Genomic DNA, 13,333 nt, shown 5'->3' on the forward strand with positions numbered 1-13,333 from the left:
GTGGACGCCATGAATCAACCTTCGCCAGAAGCAGGCTTGGCCGCAAAACGCCGCAATAAAAGGGGCGCTTTGTCCGTATCCAGCGCCCGGAGTTCATTTATTCTGAAAATAATCGCTACCGTCTGTCGGTAATCTGCACGGTTTTAGCCTAGATTTTCCTCGCCATGTTCAAAAAAATGACGCTGTCGGCAAGAACCATTCTCACGTTAATCACAGTCTGTAGCTCAGTGGTGGCACTTGGCTTTTTCGTACAAATGATATTGAAACAATGGCATTGCGCATTTCTAGGCATTTTGTTGACGCCAAATCGTTGTCGCCGCTGTTTAAAAATTAAACGATTGAGCCGATAGTCTGGCTGAACGCAACGGACTTGCATGCCCGTTCCAGAGCCATCCTGCTGGTGCGCAACGCGTACCCTGCGAGCTACCCCATGATTGACCTTGCCACCTAGAATCTCTCCGTCCCTACCGGAAGTCCTGCCACCATCATCGAAACCCCCAAGCTGATGAAGGGCTATCGGGATGGTTATTTCCAATCAGGGGACACCCTGTTTTTCTGGGCACCGGTGACCGGCTCGACCACCGAGAACGCCAAGTACCCGCGTTCTGAATTGCGCGAGACAACGTCCGACGGCAGGGTCTTCAACTGGGCTTATTCCAGCGCCAACAATTTTCTGCGCGCGACCCTGGAAGTCGATCAGGTGCCGTCCAGCGGCAAAATCGTGATCGGCCAGATTCACTGCTTTCAAAGCACTGAGCCGCTGTTGAAGGTGGAGTACCAGTACAAGGAGAAGCTCAAGACCGGCAACATCGTCGCCAAGTTTCGCCGCACGCCAGACTCGGAAATCGAAGTCATCACCATTGCGCAGGGCGTACCGCTCGATCAGCAGTTCAACTACACCATCAACCTGTCGTCTACCGGTGATCTGACGGTCAATGCCTTTGACGCGGTCTGGTACGCCAAACTGGATGCTGCCTGGGCGAGCAAGCTGTTCTACTTCAAAGCCGGGGTCTACACCCAGGACAACACGGGCTACACCACTGAAGGCGGCTCGGCCACGTTCTACAAACTGGCGATTGCCCACGAGAAGAAGACTTGATCCTGATGCGCCGCACGCCTCACGTCGCTGGAAAAATCAGGCTGAAGCAGATGCTGCCAGCGGCGGGTTGAGCGACTTCGACCCGACCGCCATGCAAATGCATGATCGCTGTGACAATCGCCAGACCCAGACCATTGGAGTCCGAACTTTCATGGCGCGAAGCGTCGCCACGGTAGAAACGGTCGAACAGCCGGGCGAGGGTGGCCTCCGGCAGTACCGGCCCCCGGTTTTGCACATCGATTCTCCAGGTTCGATCAACAACTGCGACACGCAGCTGAATCTCGCTGTTTTCATCCGCATAGCGAATGGCGTTGGCCACCAGATTGCTCAGCGCGCGGCGCAGCAGGATCGGGTCGGCCCGCAACGTGCCGTGCCCATGGATGCTCAGTGTCAGGTCGCGCTCTTCCGCCAGCCCTTCGAAATAGCCTGCCACCCGCTGCAGCTCATCGTGCAGGTCCAGTGACTGACGTTCCAGCGCCGCCTGGGCTTCGTCGGCTCGCGCCAGAAACAGGATGCTTTCCACCAGCCGCGAGACGCGTTCCAGTTCTTCCAGATTCGACGCCAGCAGCGCCTGGTATTCATCGACGCTGCGGTTCTGCCTCAGGGCAACCTGGCAATGGCCCATCAGCGAACCGACCGGGGTGCGAATCTCGTGGGCAAGGTCGGCGGAAAACTGCATCAGGCGTCGATAACCGTCGTCCAGCCGGTCCAGCATGGCATTGAAAGCGTCGCTCAGTTGTTGCAGCTCGACCGGTGTATCCCGGCTGTCGAGGCGTTTATGCAGGCTGGCCGGGGTGATCGCCGCCGCGTGCGCGGCCATTCTGCGCAATGGCCGCAGGCCACGTCGCAACAGCACATAGCCGAGCGCCGCAGTGATCAGAAACGCCAGCGCCACTGCGATGTAGATGCGCTGACGAAAGCTGGCGAGCATGGCCATTTCCTTGACCATCAGGTGCGCGGCCTGCAAACGCACCTCGACGCCATTGGACATGAACTGTGCCGCCGCCGCGCGCAATGGCACACCTTGCAGGCTCATGCCGCTGCGCAGGTCATCGACTTGCAACGGTTGGTCTTGCGCCACGGTGGGCAGCTCCGGCAACGGCGCGTGTTGCGGGTTGACCGATATCACCGGTGGCTTGCCCGGCTCGCCAATGATGAAGATGTCTTCCTCGCTGTCGAGCATGTTCTCGAACAGTTGCGGGCTGCCTTTGAGGGTGTCCAGGCTCAGGTCGTAGCGCAGCAGCTTGCGGAAATGGTCGAGCCGCGCCAGTACCGCGTGGTCGCTGCGTTGCATGACGGTCTGCTCGATGGACTGATACAGGTACAGGCCCGCGCCGCTGACGGTCAGCATCGCCACCAGCGCAAAGGCGAGGGTCGAACGCAGTGTCAGGGAAGGCTGACGTCGCATGGCCGCACCTCGCACACGTAGCCGATGCCGCGCACCGTATGGATGAGCTTGACCGGGTAGGGCAGGTCGACCTTGCTGCGCAGGCGCTTGATGGCGACGTCCACCACATTGGTGTCGCTGTCGAAATTCATGTCCCAGACCTCGGAGGCAATCTGTGCCCGTGACAGCACGTCGCCTTCGCGGCGCAGCAACAGATGCAGCAGGGCGAACTCCTTGTTGGTCAGCACGATGACCTGTTGTTGACGTGTCACCCGGCGGCGCAGCAGATCGAGTTCCAGGTCTGCCAAATGAAAATGATCGGCCTCGCGCACCACGCCACGGCGCAGGATGGTGCGGATGCGCAGCAGCAGCAGCAGCTCAGTGAAGGAAAACGGTTTGACCAGGTAATCGTCGGCGCCCAGCTCCAGGCCACGAATCCGGTCCTGCAACTGGTCGCGGGCGGTCAGAAACAGCACCGGCACGTCCTGCCGGGCACGCAGCACTTCGATGATCTGAAAGCCGTCGATGCCCGGCAGCATCACGTCCAGCGCGATCAGGTCATAGCGGTTCTCCAGCGCCAGGTGCAGGCCGTCGGCCCCGTGCCGGGTCCAGTCGACCACGTAGCCGGATTCGCCGAGGCCCTTCTTCAGGTACTCGCCAGTCTTGGTGTCGTCTTCAATCAGCAGGATATGCATCGTTTTGTCCGCTACGCTGTTGCAGGCGCCCTCGCTGCGCCGATGCCGGAGTCTAACCAGTTGCCGACAAGGTGTCCGGCGAATGACAAAAATGTCATTGCCCGGTCATTTTGCGGTGCCGGTAGCGGTGCAAGGATGGCTTTCAGATCTCAACTGCCAAGGAAGTACTGATGAAGACTGCACTCTCCACCACGTTTGGCCTGCTGTTGCTCAGCGCCGCTGTCATGACCCAGGCTGCCGACATGCCGGTAGTCAAGCCGATGCGCGGGACCGTCGATAGCCTGCAGGCCGACACCCTCAATTTCACTACCCGTGCGGGCCAGCACCAGAGCATTCAACTGACCGACAAGACCGGCATCCGCCTGGTGTCCAAGGCTGATCTGGAGTCGATCAAGGCCGACAGCTTTGTCGGCTCGGCGGCTATCCCACAGGCCGACGGCACGCTGAAAGCGCTGGAGGTCACCGTTTTCGAGCCGAGCCTGAAGGGCAGCGGTGAGGGTCACTATGGCTGGGAAAATGCCGACGGCACGACCGGCACCATGACTAATGGCACCGTGGGCACGCTGTCCAAGGCCAATGGCCGCACCCTGACCGTTCAATACAAGGGTGGCGAGAAGCAACTGGTGGTGCCGGAAGACGTGCCGATTGCCTACGTTGAACCAGGCCAGCGCAGCGAGCTGAAAGCCGGTGCCAAAGTCGTGCTGTTCCCGGCTGACGACGGCAAGTCGGCACGTGGTGTGGCGGTCGGCAAAGACGGTTTCACCCCGCCGATGTAATTGCAGCCGACAGCGTGACGGCAGGCGGCGCTGGTCGCCTGCCCGCGCACAGTGCGGCTATGCCTGATTCAGAAGGATCTCGACATGAAAACCCGCCCCATTCATCCCTGGCCGGTGCGTCTGACTCATTGGGTCAACGCGGTGGGCATGGTCTGCATGTTCATGAGCGGTTGGGCCATTTACAACGCATCGCCGCTGATGCCGTTCACCTTTCCCAAATTCCTGACACTCGGCGGCTGGCTGGGCGGTTCCATTGCCTGGCATTTCGCAGTGATGTGGCTGTTGGTCATCAACGGCCTGATTTATGTGCTGTATGGCGTGTTCAGTCGCCATTTCAAACGCGACCTGCTGCCGGTCCGGCCTTCGGAAGTGAAGCGTGACATGAGTGATGCACTGCATTTTCGGCTGGCCCATGTCAAAGGTCGGTATAACGCCGTGCAACGTCTGATGTACTGGCTGGTGCTGATCATGGGCGTATTGGTAGTGGTGTCCGGGCTGGCCATCTGGAAACCGGTGCAATTTCAGGGGCTGGTTGCGTTGCTGGGCGGTTTCGATTTTGCCCGCTGGGTGCATTTTGGTGCCATGGCGGCGATCGGCGCGTTTGTTGTGGTTCACCTGCTGTTGGTAGTGCTGGTGCCCAGTACCTTGTTACCGATGATTACCGGCGGTCGCCAGCCGAACGAAGATGGAACTGCCAAACCATGAACGAACCTCGTAAACGCATCACCCAGCGCATCCGCCTGGAGCCCGCGCAGCAAAGCCAGTTGATCGATATTCAGCGTCGTTCTTTCCTGCGAGCAGGGCTGACCGTGGGGGCGATGTCGATGCTGACCGGCTGTAATCTGCAGGACGGCGATCAGGTCGATAAGGTGCTGTGGGCCATGTCGCGCTGGAACGACCGGGTTCAGGCCTGGCTGTTCAACGGCCAGAAACTGGCCCCGACCTACAGCAAGGCGCAGCTGACCAATCCGTTCCCGTTCAATGCGTTCTACCCCGAGTACAACGTGCCCGAGCTGGAACTCGCCGATTACCGGCTGGCGGTGTCCGGGCTGGTGCGTGACAAGCAGCCGTGGACGCTGGAAGCACTGCGCAAATTGCCGCAACGCACCGACATCACGCGGCTGATCTGTATCGAAGGCTGGAGTGCGGTAGGGCAGTGGGGCGGCGTGCCGCTGAAGACGTTTCTCGAGTACATCGGCGCGGATACCACCGCACGTTTCGTCGGTTTCAAATGCGCCGACCGCTATTACTCGAGCCTGGACATGCCCACCGCGCTGCATCCGCAAACCCTGCTGGCACTGGACTTTGGCGAAGTCGCCCTGCCGCCGGACTATGGCTACCCGCTGCGCGTGCGGGTGCCGACCAAGCTGGGCTTCAAGAACCCCAAGCACATCGTCGAGATCTTCGTCAGCAACGAAAACCGCGGCGGGTATTGGGAGGATCAGGGCTACAACTGGTTCAGCGGGATCTAGAGGCGCACCGGGCAACGCTTCGCTTGTGTGGGAGCGGACCGGGCGACGCTTCGCTTTTTTGTGGGAGCGGACTTGTCCGCGAAAGGGCCGATACATCCTCCGAAAATATATTGTCTGAACTACCGTCTTCGCGGACAAGTCCGCTCCCACGCTGCGGACAGAAACTCCAGGCTGCTGTGGGTAGCGGACCGGGCGACGCTTCGTTTGTCCGCGAACTGCCGGGAACCGGCAGCAAAACGTCAGCTCAATTCAACCCCAGCTTGCCGCGCAGGGTCGAGAGGTCTTCGGCCAGGGTGTTGACCGGGCCGACCAGGGCTTTGCGGTCGTTTTCCTTGACCTTGTCGTAGGTCTCGAAGCCGCCGTCCTGGGTCTTGTATTTGGCGAGTATTTTTTCCACGCTGGCGAAGTTCTTGTCGACTTTGGCGGAGAAGGCTTTGTCCTGCTGTTCGATCTGCGGACGGAACAGGTCGACGATTTTCTTCGCGCCGTCGATGTTGCCCTGGAAGTCATACAGGTCGGTGTGGCTGTAACGGTCTTCTTCACCGGAAATCTTGGTCGCGGCCACTTCTTCCAGCAAGGCTGCCGCGCCGCCGACGACTTTTTCAGGCGGGAAGGTCAACTCGGCCACGCGTTTTTCCAGGTCCTTGACGTCGCTCAACAGTTTGTCGGCAATCGGGCCTTGGTCCTTGGTACTGTTCTGCGAGAACAGCGCGTATTCCAGTCGATGGAAACCGGTGAAATCTTCAGCCGTCACACCTTGCTCGTGGTCGTCGACACGCGAGTCGATGGACGCATCCAGGTCACTGAACAGCTCGGCAATCGGCTCGACCGACTCGTAGTACACACGAGTCGGGGCGTAGAGTTTCTTGGCCGTCGCGATGTCGCCTTTCTTCACCGCATCGGTGAATTTCTGGGTGTGGCTGACCAGTTCTTCGATGTTCTCGGTCACGTAAATCTTGTAATCCGACACCGGGCCCACCAGGTCCAGTGGTGCGGTGGCGGCGAGGGCGGCCAGCGGGGTCTGAAGCAGGCCAAGTGTCAGGAGCAGGGCCAAAGGCGTTTTTTTCATGAGTGTCTTCCGGGTCAGGAGTGGATAGGTCATGCGGTTTGCCGGGTCGATGCGGCCGCCAGCAGCGAGCGGCCGATGAAATCCTGTTCGCCGGTAACCCCCGGCAGGGTGAAGAAATAGCCGCCGCCGACCGGCTTGAGGTATTCCTCCAGCGGTTCACCATTGAGACGGGTCTGTACCGTGATAAAGCCTTTTTCCAGATCGGCCTGATAGCAGATAAACAGCAGGCCCATGTCCAGCTGACCGTTCTTGTTCACACCGTTGGAGTAGTTGAACGGGCGGCGCAGGATCAGGTTGCGCTGGGTCTCGGCGGTGCGCGGGTTGGCCAGACGGATGTGCGAATCGAGTCGGGTTTTCTTGCCCTCCGGATCAGCCGCATAGTTCGGCACGTCAGTCTCGACCTTGCCGTCCATGGGCGCGACGGTGGTTTTGCTGCGGCCGAAGATTGATTCCTGTTCCTGCAGCGGCGTGCGGTCCCAGCGCTCGACGAAGTTGCGGATGATGCGCACCGCCTGATAGCTGCCGTTGGCCGCCCAGGCCGGTTCGTCGCTGCCCGGTTGTACCCAGACCAGTTCGTTCATGGTCTTCTGGTTGTTGGAATCGGGGTTGGCCGAGCCATCGCGGAAGCCGAGAAAGTTGCGCGCGCTTTCGGGCGGCTGGCCAGGTTTTTTCGGGGCCTGAGGCGGTACGCTGCCTTCCTGCTTCCAGCGCACCAGCAGCAGGTCGGGCAGGTTTTTGACGATGTCGCGCAGGGCGTGAATGTTGCTGTCTGCGCTGTTGGCGCAGAACTGGATACTCAGGTCGCCATGGCAGCTGGCCGGGTCCAGCGCATCGTTGGGAAAGCCGGTCATGCGGCTCAAACGCTTGGGTTTCACCGAGGCCAGACCGAAGCGCTCATCGAACAGCGATTCGCCCACCGACACCGTGATGGTCAGATTGTCCGGCGTCACCACCGGGCCGAGGATGCCTGAGTCCAGCGGCGGCAGTTTCGGATCGACTTCCGGCACCGGCCCGCCGGTCATCAGAAAGGCGATGCGCTCGTTGAGCGTGCGGAACAGGCGTTCCAGGTCGTCACGGTCGGCAGCCAACACGTCGAAGGCCACCAGCATGCCAGCGGCCGGGCGCGGGTTGACGATGCCGGTCTGATGCACGCCGTAATAAGTATTGCGATCCCGGGTTTTTTCGCTGTTCGGCGCTTCTGCGACCTGCGCGGGCGCTGCGGCAAGCGCGTTGCCACTCAGGCTGCTTCCAGCCAGCGCCGCACCGGCAGCGCCGAGGCCCATCAGGACTCGGCGACGCTGCAGGGAGGCGGGGGCGTTAGTGGCGTCTGGATTGCTGTCCGGATTTTTCATCGTGAGGTGCTGTGCTCCAGTGGATCAGAGGTCAGAAAGGCCAAGAGCCGAGTCGATACCGTCGAGTGCGTCAGCCAGTGCGCCAGCCTTGGCCGCGATTTGCTGACGTTGCGCGGCGTCCACCTGGTCGTAAGGGCGGTAGCCGTCCGCCGTGCTCAACGCATCGAGGGTGGTATCCAGATCGGCCATCGCGGCATCGATTTTCTGCAGCAGTTCCTCTGCACTGCGGGTCAGCAGCGGACGCAGCAGATCGACAATCTTGCGCGTGCCGTCCAGATTGGCAGCGAAGCCGTTGAGGTCGCTGTGGCTATAGCGTTCCTCCTCGCCGTTGCTGCGTACATCGGCCAGGCTGCGCAGTGTGCGGGTCGCAATGGCTGGCAGCTGTTCCGGCTTCAGGGATTGCGCCAGCAACTGTTGCTTGAGCTGGGTAACATCCGCCTGCAACCGTTGGGCGACCGTCGACAAACCCTCGACGCTGTGCCGCTCGAACAGCGCGTATTCGATGCGGTGGAAGCCGGTAAAGCCCGGATCCTGCTCACGCTTCTCGTAATAATCGGCGCGGGCGTTGATCGCATTGTCCAGTTCCGACAGGCGCTGTGCGGCAGGCGCAATACGCTGATAAGCCGCGCGGGCGGGCAGGTAGGCCGCCTGCGCGGCGCTCAGGTCGCCAGCGTCGATGGCCTCTTGCAACGCGGTGACGGCCTTGATCAGTGCCGAACCTTGCAGGCTCAGGTACACCCGGTATTCGGAAAGCGGGCCGATGAATGCGGTCATCGACGGGCGTGCCTTGGCCTTGGCGTCGGACTCGGCGGTCGGCGTGACGTGCAAAGTGCCACGCGGGTTGCTGAGCAGGCCGCAGGTAATGGCGTAATCGCCCGGTGCCAGATTGGCGTTGATCACTTGGCTCAGACCCGGCGCGATGTTTTCCCGCTCCTCGATCACCAGCACACCGTCGAGAATCTCCCATTCGACGGCCCGTTCGGAGCGGTTGACGATACGGAAGGCGTTCTTGCCTGCCGCCACGGTCAGAGCGTTCGGCTCGCAATTATGTGCGTGAATATTGACCACGGTTTCAGTGCCGGCATTGGCCGCACGTTTTTTGGCGGCCACTTGCGAGGCGTAATAGAACAGCCCGCCTGCTGCACTCATCAGGATTACTGAGCCTGCAACGGCCAATCGCAGGACACGGGGCGGCCGGGCTTTCCCGGAAAGCCCTGAGGGACGGTTAGACATGAGTGCCCTTATTCGTTCGTAACGGAAGATGGGTGCGGCTGAAGCGGTTTGCTGGCCTTTGGGGTGTGCGGCATGAAAAACAGCACCAGTGCCCCGATCAGGTAAATCAGATAAACGCTCAGCGTGCTGACCGTCGGCGCGTCCTGATAGCCGAACATGCCGGCCAGGACCGAGCCGGCCGGGCCGTCCATCGGCAGCAGCGCGCTGATGTCGAAGACCACGCCTTGCAGGTGATTCCACACGCCGGCTTCATGCAGCGCCTGCACGGAGTTGGCGAGTATGCCCGCCGCCACCACCAGGATGAACAGCCCGGTCCAGCGGAAAAACAGGCCCAGGTTCAGGCGCATGCTGCCGCTGTAGATCGCCACGCCGAAACCGACGGCCAGCAACAGGCCGAGCAGGGCACCCAGCGGCGCGCCCGAGCCTTCGCTTTGCTGAAATACAGCGAGCAGAAAAAATACGGTTTCCAGCCCTTCGCGGGCCACAGCAAAAAACACCATGGCGATCAGCGCGTAGGTCTGGTTTTTCGAGCCGGCGAGGGCGGCGTCCAGTGATTCGTGCAGCGCGTGCTTGATAGAGCGCGCCACTTTGCGCATCCAGAACACCATCGAACTGAGAATGCCTACCGCGATCAGGCCGACGATGCCTTCGAACAATTCCTGCTGCTTTTGCGGAAATTCGGCGCTCATCAACTCCAGCCCGCCACCGACAAACAGCGATAGCGCGGCGGCGAGGAACACACCAACCCACACCGCAGGCATCCACTCGCCGCGACCGGTCTGTTTCAGGTAGCTGGCGATGATGCCAACAATAAGCGCAGCTTCGATGCCTTCGCGCAGCATGATCAAAAACGGAACGAGCATATCCCACCGGGTCGAGACAGAAGAGTGAGCGTGGTTCGGCGAGCCGTCAGCCGGAAACACTGCGTAACATAATGATACTCATTCTTGAATGCGGGTAGTTGTTTTTGGTCTGCTTGTGGTTTTTGGCAGGTTGTTCAGGCGAGGTTCAGCTGGCTGATCGCCGGGCCTGCACTTTTTTCGTGCGCTTTTTACTGCTCTTTGCGGGATCTTCGTTGAAGTTGGGCATGATGTAGCACCGGGTGAGTGTGTCGTTCGCCTCAATTCATTTGGAAATCCGATGTCAGCAGAATCAGACACCTTTGGCAGCGACCGTAACCAGCACACTGACCAGACCGAGGCGCCGCATGCCCAAGCTGTCGAATCGCTCAGGGCCATCGACAGGCATTGGCAATCACTGATCGAGCACGTCGGCCCTTGTCTGCATCCGGTTACGGCGGCGCAGGATCCGTTTCAGGCGCTGGTCAAGGCCGTTGCTTATCAGCAACTGCACGCCAGGGCGGGTGACGCGATGGTCATGAGGCTACGTGCGCTGTTTACCGACGAGCGTTTTCCGGATGCTCAGTCGCTGGTAGCGCTGGATGATCAGGCACTGCGTTCCTGTGGTTTCTCGGCATCGAAATGCCGGGCGATCAAGGCAATTGCCGCTGCGCGGTTGGACGGTCTTGTGCCTGACGTCAGCGTAGCGCTTGCGATGAGCAACGATGAACTCATCGAACGCCTCATCCAGTTGCCGGGGGTAGGGCGCTGGACGGTCGAAATGATGCTCATCTATGGGCTTGGTCAACTGGATGTCATGCCTGCCAGCGACTTCGGCGTGTGCGAAGGTTATCGACGGCTGTATGCTCTGGCCCTCAAACCGAACCACCGGGAAATGTCACGGCTTGCCGAACGGTTCGCGCCTTACCGGACGATTGCTGCCTGGTATTTGTGGCGTGTACCGACGGACTTCAGCGAGATCGACGTTTCTCGAATTTAAAAGCAAGACCCGGAGTGTTTGACGGGCCGGGCAGGGATAGGCTCACCAGAAATCAAAGCGGGGGCACACGATGGACAGCATGAAACGGACTGAAGACGATCCGCGCTGGGTCATGCTGGTTAACCGCCGCTCGGCAGCCAGCGCTGATTTTGTTTACGGCGTGCTGACAACCGGTGTCTATTGCAGGCCCGACAGTCCGAGCAGGCTTCCGCGTCCGGAAAACGTCGTGTTTTTTGCCACCGCGGGCGAAGCCGAAGCCGCGGGTTTTCGTCCCTCCAGACGCAGCGGCAGTGACCGGCAAACGGTAGCGCTCAAACACGCGGCGGCCGTTGCCGAAGCTTGCAGGTTCTTGGATGCCGCCGTTTCGATGCCTGATCTGACTGAGCTGGCCGAGCAGGTCGGCATGAGCAGCTTCTATTTTCACCGTGTTTTCAAAAAGCTCACCGGATTGACACCCAAGGCCTATAGCCTGGCGTCGATGCGCTCGCGCACGAAGGTCCAGTTGGCCGACGACGTGACGATTACCCGTGCGCTTTATCAGGCGGGTTACAACTCCAGCAGTCGTTTCTATGAGGCTTCACAGGATATGCTCGGCATGAAACCTTCCGAATACCGCGCGGGCGGCGCCAATGTCGATATCCGCTTCGCGTTGGGCGAAAGTTCGCTGGGGTCCATTCTGGTGGCCACCAGCAGCAAAGGCATCTGCGCCATTTCGCTCGGCGACGATCCCGGCGCCTTGATCGAGCGCTTTCAGGACCAATTCCCCAACGCTAATCTGATCGGCGGGGACGCGCAGTTCGAAGCACTGATCGCGACGGTTGTGGGTTTTGTCGAATCGCCCGCCACGGGTCTCGCACTGCCGCTGGACATTCGCGGCACGGTGTTTCAGGAGCGGGTCTGGCAGGCGCTCAGAAACATACCTGCCGGATCCACCGCCACCTACACGGAGATCGCGACTCAGTTAGGCATGCCCAGCGCGGTTCGCGCTGTGGCCAACGCTTGTGGTGCAAACACGCTCGCCGTCGCCATCCCGTGCCATCGCGTGGTGCGCAGCGATGGCTCGTTGTCCGGTTATCGCTGGGGTGTCGAGCGCAAGCGCAAGCTGCTTGAAATCGAATCGGGCGGTAAGACAGGGCTGTTTAATTGAATGGCGCGGCTTGTTGCAGAATCCGGTAGGCCAGCTTGACCCGCTCTTCGTTCGGGTAGTTTTTGTTGGCCAGAATCACAATGCCGAACTGCTTCTCCGGTATGAACGCCACGTAACCACCAAAACCGTTGGTCGAGCCGGTCTTGTTGACCCAGGCGGCAGTTTGCGCTGCCTGCGGTGGTTCGATGGCATCGGCCTTGATGGTGTTCAGCATGGCACTGGCGTTGCCCTCAAGCAGTTGCTCCAGGCGCACCGGCATCGGGTACTGTTCCCAGATCAGGTCCTGGGTCATGCCGCCGATCTTGAAATAGCCGATTCGTGTGTCGTTAAGGGCTTGTCGCAACGGGGCGTCATACTGGCCGAGGCCTAGGTTGGCTTCGACGAAGCGGATCAGGTCGCGGCTGCTTGATTTCACGCCGTAGGCTTCAGCCGCCAGCGGACCCGGGTTGACCCTGACCGGTTCGTCGAGCTTGTTGTAGCCCTGCGCATAAAGCGCCTGCTTTTCATCAGGCACCGTGACATACGTGCTGTTCAGGCCCAGCGCCGGAAACAGCCGTTGTTGCAGGGCGTCTTCAAATGGCATCTTCATGCTGCGTGCCGCGACCATGCCGAGCAGCCCTACGCTGGGGTTGGCATAGGTGCGGTGGGTGCCGGGCAAATACTCAGGCTGCCAGGCTTTGAAATAAGCCATCAACTGGCGAGCATTCTGCACCTGGTCGGGCACCTGAAGCGGGAAGCCACCCGCCGTGTGCGTACCCAGATGGTAAACCGGTACTTTGCCCAGACGCGTTGCCTGCAACTGCGGAATATAAGTGTCGATGCTCTGCGCCAGTGATAGCTGCCCGTTGGCCTGCGCCCAGCTGACCAGCGTGGCGGTGAACGTTTTACTGATCGAGCCGAGTTCGAACAGCGTGTCGCTGGACACCGCCTGACCCTCGCCCTTCGAGGCCACGCCGTAGTTGTAAAACTGCTGTTTGCCATTGCGGGTGATGGCGATGGCCAGACCCGCAATCGTGTTTTGCTGCATCACCTTGCCGGCTTCTGTGCGCACGAACGTGTCAAAAGCGCCTGTGTCGTCCTCGGCACAAGCGATTGAGCTGACCAGCACCAGCCCTGCGCAGAGCAGCATTCCATGGCGTTGCATTCGATAATTCCTTGTTTTATGGGGAGGTGCCGATCATCAGGAGGCTTATGCATAAACCCGGCTGCGGTGGTCGGTCGTCAAAGGTTTGCGTAATATGCCCCCTTTTTTGCGCTTCCTCCA

12 protein-coding genes and 1 pseudogene are annotated in these 13,333 nt (G+C 60.3%); 6 read left to right on the plus strand and 7 right to left on the minus strand.

Annotated features, from left to right (window positions below; all coding sequences use genetic code 11):
* Positions 1-430 precede the first annotated feature (430 nt).
* Positions 431-1,099: pseudogene (locus tag BLT55_RS05045) on the plus strand (polysaccharide lyase family 7 protein).
* Positions 1,100-1,118: 19 nt separating this feature from the next.
* Here BLT55_RS05045 and BLT55_RS05050 read toward each other — a convergent pair.
* Positions 1,119-2,507: a heavy metal sensor histidine kinase gene (locus BLT55_RS05050; protein ID WP_055000784.1), complete on the minus strand. Its 1,389-nt coding sequence runs from the start codon at positions 2,505-2,507 to the stop codon at positions 1,119-1,121.
* The gene (locus BLT55_RS05055; RefSeq protein WP_055000785.1) at positions 2,486-3,181 is read right to left on the minus strand and encodes a heavy metal response regulator transcription factor; all 696 of its coding nucleotides are present in this window, start codon (positions 3,179-3,181) and stop codon (positions 2,486-2,488) included. Before BLT55_RS05055 ends, BLT55_RS05050 begins: the two co-directional genes overlap by 22 nt.
* A 170-nt stretch (positions 3,182-3,351) precedes the next feature.
* Here BLT55_RS05055 and BLT55_RS05060 point away from each other — a divergent pair, with 170 nt between their 5' ends.
* The 3 genes from BLT55_RS05060 to BLT55_RS05070 all read left to right on the plus strand — a co-directional run bounded on the left by BLT55_RS05060 (position 3,352) and on the right by BLT55_RS05070 (position 5,429).
* Positions 3,352-3,957: a hypothetical protein gene (locus BLT55_RS05060; RefSeq protein ID WP_007251187.1), complete on the plus strand. Its 606-nt coding sequence runs from the start codon at positions 3,352-3,354 to the stop codon at positions 3,955-3,957.
* An 84-nt stretch (positions 3,958-4,041) separates the two neighbouring features.
* The gene (locus BLT55_RS05065) at positions 4,042-4,662 is read left to right on the plus strand and encodes a cytochrome b/b6 domain-containing protein (RefSeq protein ID WP_007251188.1); all 621 of its coding nucleotides are present in this window, start codon (positions 4,042-4,044) and stop codon (positions 4,660-4,662) included.
* Complete coding sequence (locus BLT55_RS05070; protein WP_055000786.1) at positions 4,659-5,429, plus strand: molybdopterin-dependent oxidoreductase; 771 nt, start codon at positions 4,659-4,661, stop codon at positions 5,427-5,429. The genes BLT55_RS05065 and BLT55_RS05070 overlap by 4 nt, the downstream gene beginning before the upstream one ends.
* Before the next feature lie 244 nt (positions 5,430-5,673).
* On the opposite strand, the gene efeO (BLT55_RS05075) is transcribed toward BLT55_RS05070, so the two are convergent.
* From efeO (BLT55_RS05075) to efeU, 4 genes are read right to left on the minus strand one after another with little or no spacing between them, the layout of a single operon-like run.
* Entirely contained in the window at positions 5,674-6,498 is an 825-nt protein-coding gene (efeO, locus tag BLT55_RS05075; RefSeq protein WP_055001931.1) for an iron uptake system protein EfeO, read from the minus strand.
* Between the two features lie 29 nt (positions 6,499-6,527).
* On the minus strand, positions 6,528-7,850 hold the full coding sequence (efeB, locus tag BLT55_RS05080) for an iron uptake transporter deferrochelatase/peroxidase subunit (RefSeq protein WP_055001930.1): 1,323 nt from the start codon (positions 7,848-7,850) through the stop codon (positions 6,528-6,530).
* A gap of 24 nt (positions 7,851-7,874) precedes the next feature.
* Positions 7,875-9,083, minus strand: coding sequence for an iron uptake system protein EfeO (gene efeO / locus BLT55_RS05085; protein ID WP_055001929.1), 1,209 nt, complete (start codon positions 9,081-9,083; stop codon positions 7,875-7,877).
* Between the two features lie 8 nt (positions 9,084-9,091).
* Entirely contained in the window at positions 9,092-9,946 is an 855-nt protein-coding gene (gene efeU, locus BLT55_RS05090; protein ID WP_055001928.1) for an iron uptake transporter permease EfeU, read from the minus strand.
* 277 nt (positions 9,947-10,223) lie between these two features.
* Between efeU and BLT55_RS05095 the strand changes: the two genes are divergently transcribed.
* A complete protein-coding gene (locus BLT55_RS05095; RefSeq protein ID WP_074800127.1) occupies positions 10,224-10,922 on the plus strand; it encodes a DNA-3-methyladenine glycosylase family protein in 699 nt (232 codons plus the stop codon).
* A gap of 70 nt (positions 10,923-10,992) precedes the next feature.
* Entirely contained in the window at positions 10,993-12,069 is a 1,077-nt protein-coding gene (gene ada, locus BLT55_RS05100) for a bifunctional DNA-binding transcriptional regulator/O6-methylguanine-DNA methyltransferase Ada (protein ID WP_055001927.1), read from the plus strand.
* Here the strand turns inward: ada and ampC are convergent.
* Positions 12,062-13,213 carry a class C beta-lactamase gene (ampC, locus tag BLT55_RS05105; RefSeq protein WP_055001926.1) on the minus strand — a complete coding sequence of 384 codons (1,152 nt, stop codon included), beginning with the start codon at positions 13,211-13,213 and terminating at the stop codon, positions 12,062-12,064. The two genes, ada and ampC, sit on opposite strands and share 8 nt — an antisense overlap.
* Positions 13,214-13,333: the final 120 nt, after the last annotated feature.

The organism is Pseudomonas cannabina, assembly GCF_900100365.1.
GTDB classification, from domain to species: Bacteria; Pseudomonadota; Gammaproteobacteria; order Pseudomonadales; family Pseudomonadaceae; genus Aquipseudomonas; species Aquipseudomonas cannabina.